The organism is Microbacterium halophytorum, from assembly GCF_002970975.1.
GTDB classification, from domain to species: Bacteria; Actinomycetota; Actinomycetes; order Actinomycetales; family Microbacteriaceae; genus Microbacterium; species Microbacterium halophytorum.
In genome coordinates this window covers 122,709-141,671 of record NZ_KZ672982.1, presented here as the reverse complement: position 1 = coordinate 141,671, position 18,963 = coordinate 122,709, and the positions used below count along the sequence as shown (strand labels likewise).

The window sequence follows — 18,963 nt, the reverse complement described above, 5'->3', positions numbered from 1 at the left end:
CCCTGGTTACGCCAGCGTGATCAGGTCGGCGTAGCCCTTGTTCCAGATGTCCTCGACGCCGTCGGGCAGCAGGAGCACGCGCTCGGGGTTCAGCGCCTCGACGGCGCCCTCGTCGTGCGAGACGAGGACGACGGCGCCCTCGTAGTGCGCCAGCGCGCCGAGGATCTCGTCGCGGCTGGCCGGGTCGAGGTTGTTGGTGGGTTCGTCGAGCAGGAGGACGTTCGCGCTCGAGACGACGAGCGTGGCGAGCGAGAGCCGGGTCTTCTCGCCGCCGGACAGAACGCCGGCCGGCTTGTGCACGTCATCGCCCGTGAACAGGAACGAGCCGAGCACCTTGCGCGCTTCGGTCTCGTTCAGGTTCGGCGAGGCCGACATCATGTTCTGCAGAACGCTGCGCCCGATGTCGAGGTTCTCGTGCTCCTGCGCGTAGTAGCCGATCTTGAGGCCGTGACCCGGTTCGATCCGGCCGGTGTCGCTCGCGTCGACGCCGGCGAGGATGCGCAGCAGCGTTGTCTTGCCCGCTCCGTTCAGGCCGAGCACGACGACCTTGCTGCCCCGGTCGATCGCGAGGTCGACGCCCGCGAAGATCTCGAGCGCTCCGTACGACTTCGACAGGCTCGAGGCCATCAGCGGCGTCTTCCCGCACGCGGCGGGCTTGGGGAACCGGATGCTCGCGACGCGATCCTCCTGGCGCACCTCGTCGAGGCCGGCGAGCAGCTTCTCGGCGCGCGCCTGCATCTGGTGCGCCGCGGCGGCCTTGGTCGCCTTCGCGCCGAACTTGGCCGCCTGCTGCTGCAGGGCCGACGCCTTCTTCTCGGCGTTCGCCCGCTCCTTCTTGCGACGCTCCTCGTCGGCGACGCGCTGGCGCTGGTAGTGCTTCCAGCCCATGTTGTAGATGTCGATGACCTGCCGGTTGGCGTCGAGGTAGAACACCCGGTTGACCGTCTCGCCGACGAGCTCGACGTCGTGGCTGATCACGATCAGGCCGCCCCTGTACGACTTCAGGAACTCGCGCAGCCACACGACGCTGTCGGCGTCGAGGTGGTTGGTCGGCTCGTCGAGGATCATCGAGTCGGCGTCGCTGAACAGGATGCGCGCGAGCTCGATGCGGCGGCGCTGGCCGCCCGAGAGTGTCTTCAGCGGCTGGTCGAGGATGCGATCGGGCAACGAGAGGTTGTTCGCGATGACGGCTGCCTCCGACTCGGTCGAGTAGCCGCCGAGCGCCTCGAAGCGCTCCATGAGGTTGCCGTACTTGCGGATGGCCTTCTCAGCGACCTTCGGGTCGTCGTCGCCCATCTGCGCCGAGAACTTGGCGATGTTCGCGGTGAGGTCGCCGAGGCCGCGGGCGTTCAGGATGCGCGTGCGCGCGAGCTCCTCCGGGTCGCCCGAGCGGGGGTCCTGCGGCAGGTAGCCGAGCTCGCCGCGCACGCTGACGGAGCCGTCGGCCGGCATCTTGTCGCCGGCGAGGACCTTGGTCAGGGTCGTCTTCCCCGCGCCGTTCCGGCCGACGAGGCCGACCTTGTCCCCGGGCCCGACGCGGAAGTCCACGCCGGACATGAGCATGCGCGCGCCCACGCGGATCTCGAGATCGTGCACGGCAAGCACAGGCCACATCCGTTCGGTCGAAGTCGTCTCGGCGCGTTCGCGCCAACTGCCCACTCTACCGCGGCGCGCCTGGGCGGAGCCTCCCCGGTCAGGCGTGCGCGGGCGCGGCCGCGTCGCCGGAGGGCGGTGCCGTCACGGGTGCGCGGCGCGGGCCGTGATGGCGTCGCCGACGTCGTCGGCGTGTCGGAGAGCGAGCACGAGCAGCGTCACGATCGCGTGAGGACCAGGGCGAACGCCCCTGGCGCGGTGCGCGTCGCCGACCTGGCGCGCGAGGCCGGCGATCACCGGGATCGCGGCGATCGTCAGGGACAGCACGAACGCGACGCGCGCCGGTTCCACCCCGAGCGCGCGCAGCGGCCCGAGCGCGCGCTCCAGGGCATCGAGCAGGTCGCCCATCCGGGTCGTCAGCGTCACCAGGGCGGCGAGCAGCACGACGGCGAGCACCCTGGCCGTCACGGTGATCGCGGCCTGCCACGATGAGAACAGCAGCTGCGTGACGACGAGGAGCACGATGATCCACTTCGCCGCCCAGAGCTGGCGCCAGAAGACGGAGGGCGGCTGGCCTCCCAGCACGAACAGGGCGAGGACCGCGACGAGCGTCCCGAGCGCCGTCCAGATCGTGTGCGGCCACAGCGATGCCGCCAGCGCGAGCACCGCGAGGCCGATCAGCTTCGCGCCCGCCGGCAGCCGGTGGAGCGGGCTCGTCCCCGGGCGGTACAGCGAGATCACGGGCGCCCGCCCGTTCCGCCCGTCACGCGAACTCCGCGCGGTACCGGGCGATGACCTCGTCGGGGTCGCCCTGCTCGGCGAGCCGCCCGTCCGAGAATCGCAGCGCGACGTCGCAGCGCGCGGCGAGCTCGAGGTCGTGCGTAACGATCACGACCTGCTCCGCCACGGGCCCCGCCTCGTCGCCGTCGAGCAGCAGGTCGCCCATGCGGCGCGCGTTGCCGAGGTCGAGGAGCGTGGTCGGCTCGTCGGCGACGAGCACGCGGGGCGCGCTCGCGAGCACCGCCGCGAGGGCGAGCAGCTGCTTCTGCCCGCCCGAGAGGCTGTGCGCCGGCTGGTCGGCATGGCCGGTCAGACCGAAGCGCGCCAGCTCCGCGGCCGCCCGTTCGGCCCTGTCCGCGCGCGGGATGCCTGCGGCCTTGAGCGAGAGCGCGATGTCCTCCGACGGCGTCGGCATCAGGATCTGCGCGTCGGGGCTGCTGAAGAGGAACCCGACGGCCTCGCGTGCGCGGCGGGGCTCGCGGGCGGGGTCGAGGCCGGCGACGGTCACGCGCCCCGATGTCGGGCGGACGAGCCCGTTCAGCGTTCGCGCGAACGTCGACTTCCCCGCCCCGTTCGCCCCGATGACGGCGATGCGGCGATGAGGCAGGAATACCGTCACCGCGTGCAGGATCTCCGTGCCGTCGATCTCGACGCCGAGCCCCTCTGCCGAGATGCCCTCGTTCATCCGGTCGTGCGGCGGGAGCGTGCGGCGCGCACGCGCGCGGGGAATGCGGGAGGGTAGGCGCGGTAGAGACTCATCGTGAGGATCGTACAGAGGACGACCTTGATGATGTCCCCCGGGAGGAAGGCCGCCGAGGCGATCGCGGCCCCGCCGAGCGGCAGATCGGCGATGACCGCCTGCGCCGGGATCCCGAACGCGTAGATCACGAGCACTCCCCCGACGAGTGCGCCGAGCGCGACCCGCCACCACCGAAGCGCGCCGGACTGCGCGATCAGGCCGATCACGATGACGCCGGGGACCCAGCCGACCAGGTAGCCGACCGTCGGGCCGAGGAACACGCCGAGACCGCCGCGGCCCCCGGACAGCACGGGGAGCCCGATCGCGACGAGCACGAGCACGACGACCACGGCGGCGGCGCCGCGCTTCCACCCCAGCACCGTGCCCGCCAGCATGACGCCGAGCGTCTGCGCCGTGATCGGGACGAGCCCCGGCACGGGGATCGGCCCCATCAGCCCGAGCACGACGATGATCGCTGCGAAGACGGCGACGCGCGCCGTGTCGCGCGCCTCCCAGGGGTCGGGCCTGCGGGTCATACTTCCTCCTGAACGATGTTCATTGAACGTTGTTCAGTATGGCACAGCCGCGGGTGAACGGCGTTCACTAGGCTGGGGTCATGCGCGCCGGAATCGACCTCGAAGGGATCGTCGACCGCGCGATCGCGCTCCTCGACCGCTTCGGCCTGGCTTCTGTGACGATGCGGGCCCTCGCGGACGACCTCGGCATCCGGCCCAGTGCCCTGTACTGGCACGTCGCCGACAAGCAGACGCTGCTCGCGGCCGTCGCCGACCGCATCGTCGCGGGCGCCTCCCCCGCCGATGACGTGGCCGGTGCGGCGCGGGAGCTGCGCGGCGCGCTCCTGGCGCACCGCGACGGTGCGGAGGTCGTGCTCAGCTCGGCCGCGCTCGGCCTCGGCGGCTCGGGCGCGGCCGAGCATCTCCGTCGAGCGCTCGAAGAGCAAGGCGCGCCGGACGCGGCGACCGGCGCGAACGTGCTCGCACAGTTCGTGCTGGGCCACGCCTCCCTCGTGCAGCAGCGCATCCAGGCCGCCGAACTGGGCGCCTACGAGGGGGCGCCGGATGCCGTCGCCCGCGACTTCGACGCCGAGTTCGACGCGGGCATCGCGGCGCTCGTGCGCGGCCTCGCGAGCTGACGGGGCGAGCCGGGGCGGAGCGAACCGAGGAGCACACCGCCGACGAGCAGCGCACCGCCGATCAGCTCCTGCCACGCCGCGGCCTGCCCGAGGACGATCCAGGCGGCGGCGATCCCGACGACGGGCACGAGCAGTGAGAACGGCGCGACGACGCCCGCAGCGTGCCGCGCCATGAGCCACGACCAGATGCCGGAGCCCGCGACGGTGCCGATCAGAATGGTGTAGGCGAGACCCGCGAGGGCGAGAATGCCCGTCGGCGACGTCAGATCCGTGAACGATGCCGCGATCGCATCGCTCCCTTCGACGGCGAGGGAGAGGGCGAGCATCGGGAGGGGCGGAACGACGGACATCCAGAGCGTGAAGCGCAGGGGCTCGGTCGCCCGTGCCTGCCGATTGCAGATGTTGCCGAGGGCCCATCCGAACGCGCCTGCGACGGTGAGCAGGAACGGCGCGAGCGCGGCGGTCCCTGCCCGATGCATGCCGACGATGGCGAGCCCGGCGACCGCGATGAGGATGCCGACGACCTGCGCGGCGCTCAGCCGCTCACGCAGCAGCGTCGCACCGAGCAGCACCGTGAACGGAGCGGACGCCTGGAGGACGAGCGAGGCGAGGCCGGGCGGCATGCCGATCGCCATGCCCCAGTACAGGAAGAGGAACTGGAGGGTGCCGAACCCGAGCCCGTACCCGATCAGCCAGCGGACCTGCACCTTCGGGAACGGGACGAGCAGGATCGTCGGCATCGCGATGAGGGCGAACCGCAGCGCGACGAGGAAGTAGGGCGGGAACTGGGCGAGCGAGGCGTCGATCGCGAGGAAGTTCAGGCCCCACATGACCGCGACGGACACCGCCAGGAGTCGATGGGTGATCGGCATGCTCCGATCGTCCTCCTCCCGATAATGAAGCACAATCGAGCATTTCTTCATCTACTCTGTAGAGTCTCTTCATGGATCCGCGTCATCTCGAGCTGCTGCGGCTCTTCGCCGCGTACGGGAGCGTCACGGCGGTCGCCGATGTCACGCACCGCACGCCCTCGGCCGTGTCCCAGCAGCTGCGCGCGGCGGAGCGCGCCCTCGGCGCCGAGCTGCTCGAACCGTCCGGACGGGGTCTGCGGCTCACCCCCGCCGGTGAGGTGCTGGCCGCCGGCGGTGAGCGCGTCGCGGTCGCACTCGAACAGGTGGGCGCGGAATGGGACGCCTTCCGCTCCGGGCCCAGTGGTCCGGTGTCCGTCGCCGCGTTCCCGAGCGCCGGCGTGTTCCTCCTCGCGCCGCTGGTGAGCCGGTTCGCGGACTCCGGCGTCGAGCTGTCCCTCGACGACGCCGACGTCGCCGAATCCTCGTACGCCGAGCTCACGCGCGAGTACGACATCGTCATCGGGCACAGCCTGACGGGGCCGACCCCCACGGGAGGTGAAGGCCTGCACGTCGTTCCGCTCGCGCGGGAACCGCTCGACGTCGCGATGGCTCCCGGCCACCGGCTCGCGGCGCTCGGCGAGGTGTCGCCGCGCGACGTCGCGGACGAGGCCTGGATCGGCGTGCCGCCGGGATATCCGTTCGACACGGTGCTCCAGGCGATCGCGCTGGCCCTGGGGCGGGACCTGCGGGTCGAACAGCGACTGCGCGACAATCGGCTGATCGAGGCGCTCGTGGCCGGCGGCGACCAGCTCGCTGTGCTCCCCCGCTTCACGACGCCCGACGCCGGCACGGTGGTGCTCCGACCGCTCGCAGAGATCGAGCCCCGGCGGTACATCACGGCGCTGTGCCAGCCGCACCGGGCCGAGCGCCTCGCGGTGCGCTCGGTCCTGGACGAGCTCCGTCGGATCGGGGCGGAGGCCGCGCAGTGAAGCGGCGAAAGGGCCCGCAGCCGGAGCTGCGAGCCCTTTCCGAGGCGTCGGGTCAGATCGAGAAACCGAGCGCGCGCATCATGTCGCGCCCGTCCTCCGTGATCCGCTCGGGGCCCCACGGCGGCATCCAGACCCAGTTGATCCGGTACCGCTCGACGACGCCGTCCAGCGCCTGGCCCGTCTGCTCCTCGAGCACGTCGGTCAGAGGGCATCCGGCGCTCGTGAGCGTCATGTGGATGACCAGGGCGTCGTTCTCGTCGTCCCAGCTCAGGTCGTAGATCAGGCCGAGGTCGACGACGTTGACACCGAGCTCGGGGTCCATGACGTCCTTGAGCGCCTCGGTGACCTCGTCGTACTTCTCGTCGGCAAGCGTGGCGGTCATAGTGCTGACCCTACGCCTCGAGCGGCGCGTCGGCGGGGAGGTAGCCGGCGTAGCCCGACTCCTCCAGCTTGTCGGCGAGCTCCGAGCCGCCCTCCTCGACGATCTTGCCCGCGACCATGACGTGCACGAAGTCGGGCTTGATGTAGCGGAGGATGCGCGTGTAGTGCGTGATCAGCAGCGTGCCGAGGCCGGTCGCCTCGCGGGCGCGGTTGACGCCCTCGGACACGACCTTGAGGGCGTCGACGTCGAGGCCTGAGTCGGTCTCGTCGAGGATCGCCAGCTGCGGCTTGAGCAGCTCGAGCTGGAGGATCTCGTGGCGCTTCTTCTCGCCGCCCGAGAAGCCCTCGTTGACGTTGCGCTGCGCGAACTTCGGGTCCATCCGGAGGTTCTTCATGCCCTCCTTGACGTCCTTCGTCCAGCTCCGGATCGACGGCGCTTCGCCGTCGATCGCGGTCTTGGCCGTGCGCAGGAAGTTGGTCACGGTGACGCCGGGGATCTCGACCGGGTACTGCATCGCGAGGAACAGGCCGGCGCGGGCGCGCTCGTCGACGGCCATCTCGAGGACGTCCTCGCCGTCGAGCGTGATGGTGCCGCCCGTGACGGTGTACTTCGGGTGGCCGGCGATCGTCGAGGCGAGCGTCGACTTGCCCGAACCGTTCGGGCCCATGATCGCGTGGGTCTCGCCGGAGCGGACCGTCAGGTCCACGCCGTTGAGGATGGGGATGATCCCCTCGTCGGTCTCGACCGTGACATGCAGGTCGCGGATCTCGAGAACAGCCATGTCAGACTTCCTTCTTCACGTTGGGGTCGATGAGCACGTCGTCGCCGTCGATCTCGACGACGTAGACGGGGACGGGCTCGTAAGCGGGGAGGGAGAGGGGCTTGCCCGTCGTGAGCGAGAACGCCGAGCCGTGGGCCCAGCACTCCAGGGTCTCGCCCTCGACGAAGCCCTCGGACAGCGAGATGTCGCCGTGGGTGCAGGTGTCGCCGATCGCGTGGATCTCGCCGCTGGAATCGAGCACGACGGCGATCGGCACGCCGTCGGCCTCGACGCGCAGCGCCTCGTCCTGCACCAGCTCGCTCTTCGCGCAGACGCGGATCGCGGTCACTTCGTGCCCTCCGCGATCTCCTGCTCGATGTCGGCGATCAGCTGGTCGGCGAGGCCGGGCACCTGGATCTTCTGGGGGATCTCGGCGAGGAAGCCGAGCACGATCAGGCGGCGCGCCTCCTCCTCGCTGACGCCGCGGGCCTGCAGGTAGAACAGCTGCTCGTCGTCGAAGCGCCCCGTCGCCGATGCGTGGCCGGCGCCCTTGATGTCGCCCGTCTTGATCTCGAGGTTCGGGATCGAGTCGGCGCGCGCGCCGTTCGTGAGCAGGAGGTTGCGGTTCGCCTCGTACGAGTCGGTGCCCGTCGCGTCGGCGCCGATCAGCACGTCGCCGATCCACACGGCGCGGGCGGTCGCGCCCTGCAGCGCGGTCTTGTACAGCACGTCGCCCGTCGTGTCGGGGCCGGCGTGGTGCAGGTAGACCTGGCTCTCCAGGTGCTGTCCGTCGTCGCTGAAGCTCAGCCCGAACATCTGGCCCTCGGAGCCGGCGCCGGCGAGCTCGACGTTCGGGTTGACGCGCACGACGCCGCCGCCGAAGCTCACGACGAAGTGCGTCAGCGACGCATCGCGGTCGACGCGCGCCTGGTGGGCGGCCGCGTGCACCGCGTCGTCCTCCCACTTGTGCACGGAGATGACCGTGAGATTCGCGCCGTCGCGCACGAGGATCTCGACGTTCTGGTTGTACGCCGCGCTGCCCGAGTGGTTCAGCACCACCGTGGCCTTCGACATCGGCTCGGCCTCGATCACGATGTGGCCGTCGGCGCGCTTGTCGGCGCCCAGGCCCCGGATGTCGAGGACGATCGGCTCCGCCAGCTCGGCCTCGCGCGGCACGCGGATGTGCGCGGCGTCGGTCGAGCCCTGCCAGGCGATGGCGGCCGTGAGGTCCTCCGGCACGAAGAACTCTCCGCGCGGGGCCTCGCCCGCGCGCAGCGTGCCGACGAGGTGCTCGGCGCCCGAGGAGAACTCGTAGTCGACGCCGTCGTTCGCGCCGCCGGCGGCGAACAGCGGCGCGAGGCGCTGGAGCGGCGTGTGCTTCCAGTTGACCTCGCGGCCGGTCGGGATGCCGAAGTCGTCGGGCTCGTACGAGCGGGGGCGCTCCGAACGGGTCTGCACGGGGATGCTGACCTCGTCCTGCGGTTCGATCAGCACGGTCGCCGGGTCGCGGTGGGCGTGCTCGTCCTGCGCCGCGAGCGGCGCCTGTGTCGTGTCTGCCATATCAGCCGACGGATCCTTCCATGCCCATCTCGATGAGCTTGTTGAGCTCGAGCGCGTACTCCATCGGCAGCTCGCGGGCGATCGGCTCGATGAAGCCGCGCACGATCATCGCCATCGCCTCGGTCTCCTCGAGGCCGCGGCTCATCAGGTAGAACAGCTGCTCCTCGCTGACCTTCGACACCGTGGCCTCGTGGCCGAGGACCACGTCGTCGACCCGGATGTCGATCGAGGGGTACGTGTCGGAGCGCGACTGCGTGTCGACGAGCAGCGCGTCGCAGACGACCGAGTTGGCCGAGTGGTGCGCGTTCTCGTCGACGCGGACCTCGCCGCGGTAGCCGGCCCTGCCGCCGCCGCGGGCGATCGACTTCGAGACGATCGACGACTGCGTGTAGGGAGCCATGTGGATCATCTTCGCGCCGGCGTCCTGGTGCTGGCCGGGGCCGGCGAAGGCGACCGAGAGGGTCTCGCCCTTGGCGTGCTCGCCCATCAGGAAGATCGACGGGTACTTCATCGTCACCTTGGAGCCGATGTTGCCGTCGACCCATTCCATCGTCGCGCCCTCGTGGGCGACGGCGCGCTTCGTGACGAGGTTGTACACGTTGTTCGACCAGTTCTGGATCGTCGTGTAGCGCACGCGGGCGTTCTTCTTCACGATGATCTCGACGACGGCCGAGTGCAGCGAGTCCGACTTGTAGATCGGGGCGGTGCAGCCCTCGATGTAGTGGACGTAGCTGTCCTCGTCGGCGATGATCAGGGTCCGCTCGAACTGGCCCATGTTCTCGGTGTTGATGCGGAAGTACGCCTGCAGCGGGATCTCGACGTGCACGCCCTTCGGCACGTACACGAACGAGCCGCCCGACCACACGGCCGTGTTCAGCGCCGCGAACTTGTTGTCGCCGGGAGGGATGACGGTGCCGAAGTACTCCTCGAAGAACTCGGGGTGCTCGCGCAGCGCCGTGTCGGTGTCCATGAAGATGACGCCCTGGGCCTCGAGGTCCTCGCGGATCTGGTGGTAGACGACCTCGGACTCGTACTGGGCGGCGACGCCCGCGACGAGGCGCTGGCGCTCGGCCTCAGGGATGCCGAGCTTCTCGTAGGTCTCCTTGATCTCGTCAGGGAGGTCCTCCCAGCTCTCCGCCTGCTTCTCCGTGGAGCGCACGAAGTACTTGATGTTGTCGAAGTCGATCTCGCTGAGATCGGCGCCCCACGTGGGCATCGGCTTCTTCTCGAAGAGCTTCAGGCCCTTGAGCCGCGTCTTCAGCATCCATTCCGGCTCGCTCTTCAGCTGGGAGATGTCGCGCACGACGGCCTCGCTGAGGCCGCGCTTCGCGCTGGAACCAGCGGCATCCTCATCGTGCCAGCCGAACTCGTACACCCCCAGACCTTCGAGCTCTGGGCGGTCGATCAGCACATCCGACATGACGTCTCAACTCTCCTCGTGGATCCCGAATCGGTGTCATCCGGCCCGCCCTTACGGAGAAAGGGGCGCTGTGGGGGACCCGGTGTGTTCGCGTGATGAAGCGCTTGTCTTCAACCATTCAAGTCTACAGGCTGTGCGCGATCCGGCGCCGGGAGCGGCGAGCCGCGCGAAACACACGTTCACCGAAGGTTCGGTACCTAGACTGCGCGGGTGCGCATCTCCCCCACCCTGAAGGTCTTCGCCTGGCTCTCGTTCCTGGCCCAGGTGATCATCATCGGCACGGGCGGCGCCGTGCGCCTCACGGGCTCCGGCCTCGGCTGCGACCAGTGGCCCCTGTGCACCCCCGACTCCCTCGTGCCGACGCCCGCGATGGGCATCCACGGTCTGATCGAGTTCGGCAACCGCACCATGACGGGCCTCGTCGGCATCCTGGCGCTCGTCGTCCTGTTCCTCGTGCTCTTCTCCGCCGGCAGGATGAGGGCCGTCGCTCCCGCCGCGATCTTCGCGGTCGGAGGCGTCATCGCCGCCGCCGGCACCTACGCCGTGATGAACGCGCTCGGCCACAGCGCCGGCGGGTCCGTCGCGATGTCGGCGGTCCTGCTGGCCGCCGTCCTCGCCGGAGCGGTCCACTCGATCGCGACAGTGCGCGTGCGCCGCGACCTGCTCGTGCTCGCATGGGTCGTGCTGTTCGGTGTCATGGCGCAGGCGGTCGTCGGCGGCAGCGCCGTGCTGACGGGCCTCAACCCGTTCATCGTCGGCTTCCACTACGCGGCGTCGCTCTCGCTCGCGTGCGTCGCCGCCGCCTTCATCGTCCGGATGAACACCGCACCCGGCCCGCGCATGCCGGCCGTCCCGCGGTGGTACCTGATCCTGGCGCACGCCGCATCGCTCGTGCTCGCGCTGACGGTCTTCTTCGGTGTGCTGACGACCGCGAACGGGCCGCATTCGGGTGACGCCGACGTCGTGCGCGACGGCTTCGATGCATCGCTGCTCGCGCACGTCCACTCGTGGCCCGGCTACGCGCTGTTCGTCCTCGCGCTCGTGATCGCGGGCGCGGCGTGGGCCCTGCGCCTGCCGACGCGCGCCTGGGCGACGACCTTCCTCGCCCTGCTCGTGGCCCAGATCCTCGTCGGGGTCTGGCAGGCGAACGCGGCGCTCCCCCCGCTCCTGGTGGGGATCCACATGGTGCTCGCCGCGCTGTCGGCGTCGAGCTGGGTCGTGCTCGTGCTCCGGATGAAGGAGCCCGCCGGCGCGGCGAGCCCGGCCGAACGCGAGGCGGTCGCCGCCTGACCGGCCGTCACGTGAGCGCGGAGGTCAGCCGCATCACGCCGTCGAGGAACGTCGCGGTGCGCGGCTCGCGGCGCCACTCGTCGAGCGTCAGCTCGCGGCTGACGTCGCGGTAGTTCTGCTCGACCCGCCGCATCGCCCGCGTGAACTCCGCGCCGCGCACCATGAGCGAGATCTCCATGTTCAGGCTGAACGACCGGATGTCCATGTTGCTCGAGCCGATCACGGCGACGTCTCCGTCGACCGAGAAGTGCTTGGCGTGCAGGATGTACGGCGCGGGGTAGAGGAAGATGCGCACGCCCGCCTCGAGCAGGGTCTCGTAGTACGAGCGCTGGGCGTGGTACACCATCGTCTGGTCGCCGATCTCGGAGACGAACAGCTGCACCTCGACGCCCCTTCGGCACGCCGTCGTGATGGCGTACATCATCGCCTCGTCCGGGACGAAGTACGGGCTCGTGATGATCACCCGTTCGGTCGCCCCATGGATGAGCGAGAGGAACAGGCGCAGGTTGTTCTCGGTCGCGTAGCCGGGCCCCGACGGCACGAGCTGGCACTCGAGGTCGCCGCCCGACGCGGGCACGGCATCCGCGGGCACGAGCTCCGCGAAGATCGACTCCCCCGTCTCGATCAACCAGTCCGAGGCGAACACCGCGTCGATCTGTGCGACAGCGGGCCCCGTCACGCGGGTGACGAGCTCCTGCCACTTCAGGCCGCGCTTGATGTTCTTGGGCGCGTTGTAGCTGCGGTGGATGAGGTTCTGCGAGCCCATGAACGCCGCGCGGCCGTCGACGACGACGAGCTTGCGGTGGTTGCGCAGGTCGGGCCGCTGGAACTGGCCCTTCAGCGGTCGGACGGGCAGCATCCACGCCCACGTCACGCCGATGCGGTCGAGCTCCGCGAAGGTCCTGTCGGAATCGGCGACCTTCCGCGAGGCGACGTAGTCCGCGAGGAAGCGCACGGACACACCGCGTTCGACGGCGTTCTCGAGCGCAATGAAGAACACACTGGTGGTGTCGTCCCACGCCGCGATGTAGAACTCGACGTGCACGAACCTCTCCGCGCGGTCGATCTCGGCCGCCATCGCGCGGACGGAGTCCTCGTAGTCCTCGATCAGGGTCGCGGCTCCGCCGCCCACCGGCGGGAACTTCGTCAGCTCCAGGTTCTGGCGGGCGACGCTCGCGAGGTGCGCCGGCCACGCGTCCGTGGCAACCGGTGCCGTGTGCCGCTCCTCGATCATCCGGTCGATGCGCGCCTGCTCGTCGCGCCGGCGCTTCGGCAGGCGGATGCTGCCGATGAGCAGGAAGATCGCGATCCCGACGACGGGCAGGAGGAAGATCAGCAGCAGCCACGCCATCGCGGCCGTCGGCTTCCTGTGCCGCGGTATGACGACGAGCGCGGTGACGCTGATCGCCAGCGAGACGACGACGCCGAGGAGCCACCAGAGGCTGGTGAGCAGAGCGGGATCCATCCCAGCATTGTGACGGAGAACGCGCGGGATGCGGCTATCGACGCGCGCCGCGCCTCACAGCGCGCCCTCCCCGGCCCTGGCCGCGCGGCGGCGCTCCCCCATGTCCATGAACGCGACGGCGAGCGCGCCCGCGACGCATACCGCGGCGGCGAGGAGCCCGGCGCCGTACGCGTCGTGGAAGACGGCCGAATCCGCGTGAGCGCCATCGCCGCCGGATTCCGAGTAGATCGTCGCGTAGAACAGCGAAAGCCCGATCGATGTCCCGACGGCGTTGCCGATGCGCTGGCCGAGCTGGCCGACGGAGCCGGCGAGCCCGCCCTCGACGGGAGGGATCTCGGCGAGCGTCAGCGTCTGATTGGGCGAGATGACGATGCCGCCGCCGAGGCCGCCCACCGCGAGGATCGCCGCCATCAGCCACGGGGCCGCCTCGTCGGGGGCGAAATAGGCGACCAGCACGAGACCGACGATCGCGCCGAGCACGATCATCAGGCCGACGATCACGAGAGCGCGGCCGAAGCGGTGCACGAGGCGACCGCTGAGCCATGAGGTGAACGCGCTCAGCACGGCGAAGCCGATCGTGACCATTCCCGCGTACACGGCCTCGAGGCCGAGCCCCGTCTGCAGGAAGACGGCCGTCAGGAGGAACACGGTCGGCAGGCCCGCGAAGTAGAGCAGCTGGATCGCGTTGCCGTTGCGCCAGGACACCACGCGGAACAGGCGCAGGGGCACGAGCGGCGGAAGGCCCCTCGCGGCATAGCGCCGCTCCCAGGCGATGAACGCTGCGCAGAAGAGCAGGAACGGGACCAGGAGCCACCAGCGCGCCGGGCTGTCCTCGGGCGACCCCGTGGTGAGCAGGAACGGAGTCATGAGGCACACGACGGCGACGGCGAAGAGCAGCAGTCCGACGGGGTCGAGCTCGAGCCGGCCGTTCGCGGGGCGTCGCACCTGCGGGAGCAGCAGGAGCACGCCGAGCGCGACGAGCAGCGCGAGCGGGACGTTCATCCAGAAGATCCAGCGCCATCCGTCCTCCGCGCCGCCGATCGCGATGAGCGCGCCGCCGAGCGTCGGGCCGAAGGCCGTTGCGAGGCCGACGGTGGCGCCGAACAGGCCGAACGCGACGCCTCGCTCGCGGCCCGTGAACAGCAACTGGATCGTCCCCATCACCTGCGGCACCTGGATGCCCGCCGCGACGCCCTGCAGGAAGCGCGCGATCACGAGCCACCAGATCGTCGGCGCGACGGCGCACAGCAGGCTCGCGAGCGCGAAGCCGCAGAGCCCGACGAGCATCAGCGTGCGCCGAGAGCGCTGGTCGCCGATGCGGCCGAACGGAACGAGCCCGAGCCCGAACGAGAGGATGTAGCCGGAGACGACGAGCTGGAGCTCGGTCGAGCCGCCGCCCAGCGAGCCCTCGATCGTGGGAAGCGCGACGTTGACCTTGGAGATGTCGAGGATCGTGAAGGCCGCGACCGAGACGCACACCCAGAAGGCGCGCCAGCGCTGGGCGTCGTTCAGAACGATGGACCTCGTGACCGGCGGCTCCGCGTCATCGACCACGACGGGCCGATCAGAACGGCAGGAGCGGGTCGACCGCCACCGCGACGAACACGAGCGTGAGGTACGTGATCGAGGCGTGGAAGACGCGCATGGGGCCGGCGACCTCGCCCTTCACCGTGCGGCTGTACAGGCGGTGCGACTCGTACAGGAACCAACCGCCGAACACGACGGCCGACGCCGAGTAGACGATGCCCATGTCGGCGACGGGGATCAGCAGGAGCGAGCAGGCGACCGTGGCCCACGCGTACAGGATGATCTGGAGGCCCACCTGCACGCCGTTGCGCGTGGCGCCGAGCATGGGGACGTCGGCGTTCTCGTAGTCGGCCGCGTACTTGATCGAGAGCGGCCAGTAGTGCGGCGGCGTCCACAGGAAGACGAGCAGGAACAGGATGAACGCCGGCCAGGCGAGCGAACCCGTGACGGCGGCCCAGCCGATCAGCACGGGGAAGCAGCCGGCGATGCCGCCCCACACGATGTTCTGCTCGGTGTGGCGCTTGAGCAGCAGCGTGTAGATGACGACGTAGAAGAAGATGGCCGCCGCCGAGAGTGCCGCGGTGAGCACGTTGGTCGTCGCGAGGAACCAGAGCGTCGAGCCGATCGCGAGCGACCAGGCGAAGACGAGCGCGCCGCGCGGCGATACCTCGCCGGTCACGAGCGGACGGTTCTTCGTCCGCTGCATGTGCGCGTCCATGTCGCGGTCGATGTACATGTTGAACGCGGCGGCGGAACTGGCGCTCGCCGAGCCCCCGATCACCGTTGCGAGCACGAGCCAGAGGTTCGGCAGCCCGTCGGCGGCGAGGAACATGACGGGAACGGTGGAGACGAGCAGCAGCTCGAGCACCCTGGGCTTCGTCAGCATCACGTACGCGCTGATCGTGCGCCGGATGTCCTCTGCGGTGCGGCGGGTCGAGACGGCTGTCGACATCGCACGTCCCTTCTGGGCTCGCTCGTACACGGACTCGCGCAAGTCTAGTCGATGGCGACCCTGGGAGCCGCCTCGGACAGTGCGACCGGGCGGTTTCCGGACGGTTTCGGGTTGTGACGCCCGACACGTCCCGGTAACAACCGCGTGGCTAGGATGGAATGGCAAGCGCGCCCGCCGACCCTTCGTGCGGATGGGACCCGATGGCACGGGCGCACAACCCTGATGAAAGGCGGCCCGGTGACGGATCTGCGTTGGGACCACTTGGACGAGCGTGCTGTCGACACGGCGCGCGTGCTCGCGGCGGATGCCGTGGAGAAGGTCGGAAACGGCCACCCCGGCACGGCCATGAGCCTCGCCCCCGCGGCGTACCTGCTGTACCAGCGGGTCATGAACCACGACCCGGCCGACAAGGACTGGATCGGCCGCGACCGCTTCATCCTGTCTGCGGGCCACTCGTCGCTCACGCAGTACGTGCAGCTGTACCTCGGCGGCTTCGGCCTCGAGCTCGACGACATCTCGTCGCTGCGCACCTGGGGCTCGAAGACGCCCGGCCACCCGGAGTACGGCGAGACCGACGGCGTCGAGATCACGACGGGCCCGCTCGGGCAGGGCCTGGCGTCCTCGGTCGGCTTCGCCTACGCGGCCCGCTACGAGCGCGGCCTGTTCGACCCGGAGGCCGCCGCGGGCGAGAGCCCCTTCGACCACTTCGTCTACGTCGTCGCCGGCGACGGCGACCTGCAGGAAGGCGTCACCAGCGAAGCGTCGTCACTCGCGGGCCACCAGCAGCTCGGCAACCTGATCGCGATCTACGACTCGAACCAGATCTCGATCGAGGACGACACGGACGTCGCGTTCAGCGAGGACGTCGCCGCGCGCTATGCCGCGTACGGGTGGCAGGTGCTCACTGTCGACTGGAAGAAGACGGGCGAGTACGTCGAGGACGTGCACGCGCTCTACGCCGCGATCGAAGAGGCCAAGTCGGAGACGAGCAAGCCGACGCTCATCGTGCTGAAGACGATCATCGGCTGGCCCGCCCCGAAGAAGCAGAACACGGGCGGCATCCACGGCTCGGCGCTCGGCGCCGAGGAGCTCGCCGCGACCAAGCAGGCGCTCGGCTTCGACCCCGAGAAGACCTTCGACGTCGCGGAGGACGTCATCTCGCACACGCGGTCGCTCGCGGACCGCGCCGCCGAGACGCGCGCCGCCTGGCAGCAGAAGTTCGACGCGTGGGCCGTCGCGAACCCCGAGCGCAAGGCGCTCTTCGACCGCCTCGAGGCGGGCGAGCTCCCCGAGGGCCTCGAGCAGGCGCTCCCCGAGTTCGAGGCGGGCAAGGGGCTGGCCACGCGCGCGGCCTCGGGCAAGGTGCTCAACGCGCTCGCGCCGCTGCTGCCCGAGCTGTGGGGCGGCTCTGCCGACCTCGCCGGCAGCAACAACACGACGATCGAGGGCGTGCCCTCGTTCAACCCGCCTTCGGCGACCACCGCGAAGTTCACGGGAGACCCCTACGGCCGCGTGCTGCACTTCGGCATCCGCGAGCACGCCATGGGAGCGATCCTGAACGGCATCGTCCTGCACGGGAAGACCCGCGCGTACGGCGGCACGTTCCTGCAGTTCGCCGACTACATGCGCCCCGCCGTCCGCCTCGCGGCGCTCATGGACATCCCGAGCGTGTTCGTCTGGACGCACGACTCCGTCGGCCTCGGCGAGGACGGCCCGACGCACCAGCCCGTCGAGCACCTCGCGGCGCTGCGCGCGATCCCGAACCTCGCGATCGTCCGCCCCGCCGACGCCGCCGAGACGGCGTACGCGTGGCTCGAGATCCTGAAGCGGCGCGGCGGCCCCACGGGCATCGCCCTCACGCGCCAGGGCGTTCCGACCTACGCGCGCGGCGAGGGCGCGGCGGCCGGCGACGCGTTCGGTCCGGCTTCGCTGACCGGCAAGGGCGCGTACGTCCTGGCCGAGGCGCCGGGCGGCACGCCCGACGTGCTGCTGATCGCGACGGGCAGCGAGGTCCAGCTCGCCGTCGAGGCGCGCGAGCGGCTCGCGGCCGACGGCGTGAACGCGCGGGTCGTGTCCGTCCCGTCGCTCGAGTGGTTCGCCGAGCAGAGCGAGGAGTACCGCGAGAGCGTGCTGCCGAGGTCCGTGAAGGCGCGCGTCTCGGTCGAGGCTGGGCTCGCGCTCAGCTGGCGCGACATCGTCGGCGACACCGGCCGTTCGGTGTCGATCGAGCACTTCGGCGCCTCCGCCGATGCCAAGACCCTGTTCCAGAAGTTCGGCGTGACGACGGAGGCCGTCGTCGCCGCCGCCCGCGAGACCATCGAGGAGAACGCGTGACCACCCCCACTTCCCAGCTTTCCGACGTCGGAGTCAGCATCTGGCTCGACGACCTCTCGCGCGAGCGCATCGCGTCGGGCAACCTGGCGCAGCTCATCGAGACGCGCAACGTCGTCGGCGTGACGACGAACCCGACGATCTTCGCCGGCGCCCTCAGCAACGGCGCGTCCTACGCCGACCAGGTCGGCGAGCAGGCCGCGGCGGGGGCGTCGGTCGACGACGCGATCATCGCGATCACGACGAACGACGTGCGCGACGCCTGCGACGTCTTCCGCCCAATCTACGACGCGACGGGCGGCGTCGACGGCCGCGTGTCGATCGAGGTCTCCCCCGATCTCGCCAACGACACCGCGGGCACGATCGCCCAGGCCGAGCAGCTCTGGACCACGGTCGACCGCCCGAACGCGCTCATCAAGATCCCCGCGACGCTCGCCGGCCTTCCCGCGATCACGGAGACGATCGCCAAGGGCATCAGCGTGAACGTGACGCTGATCTTCTCGCTCGAGCGCTACGCCGCCGTCATCGACGCGTACCTCGCGGGCCTCGAGAAGGCGAAGGACGCCGGCCACGACCTCTCGCAGATCCACTCGGTCGCTTCGTTCTTCGTCTCGCGCGTGGACAGCGAGGTCGACAAGCGCCTCAAGGCCGTCGGCACCGACGAGGCGACGGCGCTCCTGTCGAAGGCGGGCGTCGCGAACGCGCGCCTCGCGTTCGAGCTCTTCGAGCAGAAGTTCGCGGAGGAGAAGGCCGTGGCGCTCGTCGCCGCCGGTGCGAACGTGCAGCGCCCGCTGTGGGCCTCGACGGGCGTCAAGGACCCGTCGCTGCCGGACACGCTCTACGTGACGGAGCTGGCGACGGCCGGAACCGTCAACACGATGCCCGAGAAGACGCTCGAGGCGACCTTCGACCACGGTGTGGTCGAAGGGGACAGGGTGACGGGCGCCTACGCGGACGCCCACGCCGTGATCGACGGCCTCGCGGGCGTCGGCGTCGACTTCGCCGACGTCACGCACGTGCTCGAGGACGAGGGCGTCGACAAGTTCATCGCCTCGTGGCAGGAACTGAAGCAGACGGTGCAGGACGCGCTGTCGGCCGCGGCCTGACCGCACATCCCCTCTCGGCTCGGCGGGGCGCCCGTCAGGCGCCCCGCCGAGCCGCCCTCACACCA

General features: G+C 70.3%; 18 protein-coding genes. 5 read left to right on the top strand and 13 right to left on the bottom strand.

Translation table 11 applies throughout. The features are described from left to right. Nucleotides 1-6: 6 nt before the first annotated feature. From C0010_RS00655 to C0010_RS00640, 4 genes are all read right to left on the bottom strand, one after another. A complete protein-coding gene (locus tag C0010_RS00655) occupies nt 7-1,605 on the bottom strand; it encodes an ABC-F family ATP-binding cassette domain-containing protein (RefSeq protein ID WP_105565140.1) in 1,599 nt (532 codons plus the stop codon). Between the two features lie 132 nt (nt 1,606-1,737). Next, the gene (locus tag C0010_RS00650; protein ID WP_105565139.1) at nt 1,738-2,334 is read right to left on the bottom strand and encodes an energy-coupling factor transporter transmembrane component T family protein; all 597 of its coding nucleotides are present in this window, start codon (nt 2,332-2,334) and stop codon (nt 1,738-1,740) included. Between the two features lie 22 nt (nt 2,335-2,356). Continuing rightward, complete coding sequence (locus C0010_RS00645; RefSeq protein WP_105565138.1) at nt 2,357-3,058, bottom strand: energy-coupling factor ABC transporter ATP-binding protein; 702 nt, start codon at nt 3,056-3,058, stop codon at nt 2,357-2,359. Next, nucleotides 3,055-3,648, bottom strand: coding sequence for a biotin transporter BioY (locus tag C0010_RS00640; RefSeq protein ID WP_105565137.1), 594 nt, complete (start codon nt 3,646-3,648; stop codon nt 3,055-3,057). The genes C0010_RS00645 and C0010_RS00640 overlap by 4 nt, the downstream gene beginning before the upstream one ends. Nucleotides 3,649-3,728: 80 nt before the next feature. On the opposite strand from C0010_RS00640, the gene C0010_RS00635 reads away from it, so the two are divergent. Continuing rightward, complete coding sequence (locus tag C0010_RS00635) at nt 3,729-4,265, top strand: TetR family transcriptional regulator (protein WP_105565136.1); 537 nt, start codon at nt 3,729-3,731, stop codon at nt 4,263-4,265. On the opposite strand, the gene C0010_RS00630 is transcribed toward C0010_RS00635, so the two are convergent. Then, complete coding sequence (locus C0010_RS00630) at nt 4,175-5,137, bottom strand: EamA family transporter (RefSeq protein WP_105565135.1); 963 nt, start codon at nt 5,135-5,137, stop codon at nt 4,175-4,177. The two genes, C0010_RS00635 and C0010_RS00630, sit on opposite strands and share 91 nt — an antisense overlap. Nucleotides 5,138-5,208: 71 nt before the next feature. Between C0010_RS00630 and C0010_RS00625 the strand changes: the two genes are divergently transcribed. After that, the gene (locus tag C0010_RS00625) at nt 5,209-6,105 is read left to right on the top strand and encodes a LysR family transcriptional regulator (RefSeq protein ID WP_105565134.1); all 897 of its coding nucleotides are present in this window, start codon (nt 5,209-5,211) and stop codon (nt 6,103-6,105) included. Nucleotides 6,106-6,157: 52 nt separating this feature from the next. Here the strand turns inward: C0010_RS00625 and C0010_RS00620 are convergent, their stop codons facing one another. Genes C0010_RS00620 through sufB form a run of 5 tightly spaced genes read right to left on the bottom strand, consistent with a single transcriptional unit; the run spans nt 6,158 to nt 10,227 of the window. Next, nucleotides 6,158-6,487: a metal-sulfur cluster assembly factor gene (locus C0010_RS00620; RefSeq protein ID WP_105565133.1), complete on the bottom strand. Its 330-nt coding sequence runs from the start codon at nt 6,485-6,487 to the stop codon at nt 6,158-6,160. A 10-nt stretch (nt 6,488-6,497) separates the two neighbouring features. After that, nucleotides 6,498-7,268 (bottom strand): Fe-S cluster assembly ATPase SufC, encoded by a 771-nt coding sequence (gene sufC / locus C0010_RS00615; protein WP_105565132.1) that lies wholly within the window; start codon nt 7,266-7,268, stop codon nt 6,498-6,500. Nucleotide 7,269: 1 nt separating this feature from the next. Beyond that, entirely contained in the window at nt 7,270-7,596 is a 327-nt protein-coding gene (locus C0010_RS00610) for a non-heme iron oxygenase ferredoxin subunit (protein WP_105565131.1), read from the bottom strand. Continuing rightward, the gene (gene sufD / locus C0010_RS00605; RefSeq protein ID WP_105565130.1) at nt 7,593-8,807 is read right to left on the bottom strand and encodes a Fe-S cluster assembly protein SufD; all 1,215 of its coding nucleotides are present in this window, start codon (nt 8,805-8,807) and stop codon (nt 7,593-7,595) included. Before sufD ends, C0010_RS00610 begins: the two co-directional genes overlap by 4 nt. Before the next feature lies 1 nt (nt 8,808). Further along, complete coding sequence (sufB, locus tag C0010_RS00600) at nt 8,809-10,227, bottom strand: Fe-S cluster assembly protein SufB (RefSeq protein ID WP_105565129.1); 1,419 nt, start codon at nt 10,225-10,227, stop codon at nt 8,809-8,811. A 210-nt stretch (nt 10,228-10,437) separates the two neighbouring features. Between sufB and C0010_RS00595 the strand changes: the two genes are divergently transcribed. Beyond that, nucleotides 10,438-11,517 carry a COX15/CtaA family protein gene (locus C0010_RS00595; RefSeq protein ID WP_105565128.1) on the top strand — a complete coding sequence of 360 codons (1,080 nt, stop codon included), beginning with the start codon at nt 10,438-10,440 and terminating at the stop codon, nt 11,515-11,517. A 7-nt stretch (nt 11,518-11,524) separates the two neighbouring features. Here C0010_RS00595 and cls read toward each other — a convergent pair whose 3' ends face one another. Genes cls through C0010_RS00580 form a run of 3 tightly spaced genes read right to left on the bottom strand, consistent with a single transcriptional unit; the run spans nt 11,525 to nt 15,461 of the window. Continuing rightward, a complete protein-coding gene (gene cls / locus C0010_RS00590) occupies nt 11,525-12,982 on the bottom strand; it encodes a cardiolipin synthase (protein WP_105565127.1) in 1,458 nt (485 codons plus the stop codon). Between the two features lie 54 nt (nt 12,983-13,036). After that, nucleotides 13,037-14,536 (bottom strand): MFS transporter, encoded by a 1,500-nt coding sequence (locus C0010_RS00585; protein WP_105565126.1) that lies wholly within the window; start codon nt 14,534-14,536, stop codon nt 13,037-13,039. A gap of 10 nt (nt 14,537-14,546) precedes the next feature. Continuing rightward, nucleotides 14,547-15,461 (bottom strand): heme o synthase, encoded by a 915-nt coding sequence (locus tag C0010_RS00580; RefSeq protein WP_105565125.1) that lies wholly within the window; start codon nt 15,459-15,461, stop codon nt 14,547-14,549. A gap of 237 nt (nt 15,462-15,698) precedes the next feature. On the opposite strand from C0010_RS00580, the gene tkt reads away from it, so the two are divergent. Next, nucleotides 15,699-17,795 carry a transketolase gene (tkt, locus tag C0010_RS00575; RefSeq protein ID WP_105565531.1) on the top strand — a complete coding sequence of 699 codons (2,097 nt, stop codon included), beginning with the start codon at nt 15,699-15,701 and terminating at the stop codon, nt 17,793-17,795. Next, complete coding sequence (tal, locus tag C0010_RS00570; protein WP_105565124.1) at nt 17,792-18,898, top strand: transaldolase; 1,107 nt, start codon at nt 17,792-17,794, stop codon at nt 18,896-18,898. Before tkt ends, tal begins: the two co-directional genes overlap by 4 nt. Nucleotides 18,899-18,963: the final 65 nt, after the last annotated feature.

What these genes read in the sequence shown, in the direction of transcription:
- C0010_RS00580 (WP_105565125.1), bottom strand. Translation starts at nt 15,461, where the DNA reads ATGTCGACAGCCGTCTCGACCCGCCGCACCGCAGAGGACATCCGGCGC.
- C0010_RS00620 (WP_105565133.1), bottom strand. Translation starts at nt 6,487, where the DNA reads ATGACCGCCACGCTTGCCGACGAGAAGTACGACGAGGTCACCGAGGCG.
- C0010_RS00630 (WP_105565135.1), bottom strand. Translation starts at nt 5,137, where the DNA reads ATGCCGATCACCCATCGACTCCTGGCGGTGTCCGTCGCGGTCATGTGG.
- sufB (WP_105565129.1), bottom strand. Translation starts at nt 10,227, where the DNA reads ATGTCGGATGTGCTGATCGACCGCCCAGAGCTCGAAGGTCTGGGGGTG.
- sufC (WP_105565132.1), bottom strand. Translation starts at nt 7,268, where the DNA reads ATGGCTGTTCTCGAGATCCGCGACCTGCATGTCACGGTCGAGACCGAC.
- C0010_RS00640 (WP_105565137.1), bottom strand. Translation starts at nt 3,648, where the DNA reads ATGACCCGCAGGCCCGACCCCTGGGAGGCGCGCGACACGGCGCGCGTC.
- C0010_RS00635 (WP_105565136.1), top strand. Translation starts at nt 3,729, where the DNA reads ATGCGCGCCGGAATCGACCTCGAAGGGATCGTCGACCGCGCGATCGCG.
- cls (WP_105565127.1), bottom strand. Translation starts at nt 12,982, where the DNA reads ATGGATCCCGCTCTGCTCACCAGCCTCTGGTGGCTCCTCGGCGTCGTC.
- sufD (WP_105565130.1), bottom strand. Translation starts at nt 8,807, where the DNA reads ATGGCAGACACGACACAGGCGCCGCTCGCGGCGCAGGACGAGCACGCC.
- C0010_RS00645 (WP_105565138.1), bottom strand. Translation starts at nt 3,058, where the DNA reads ATGAACGAGGGCATCTCGGCAGAGGGGCTCGGCGTCGAGATCGACGGC.
- C0010_RS00625 (WP_105565134.1), top strand. Translation starts at nt 5,209, where the DNA reads ATGGATCCGCGTCATCTCGAGCTGCTGCGGCTCTTCGCCGCGTACGGG.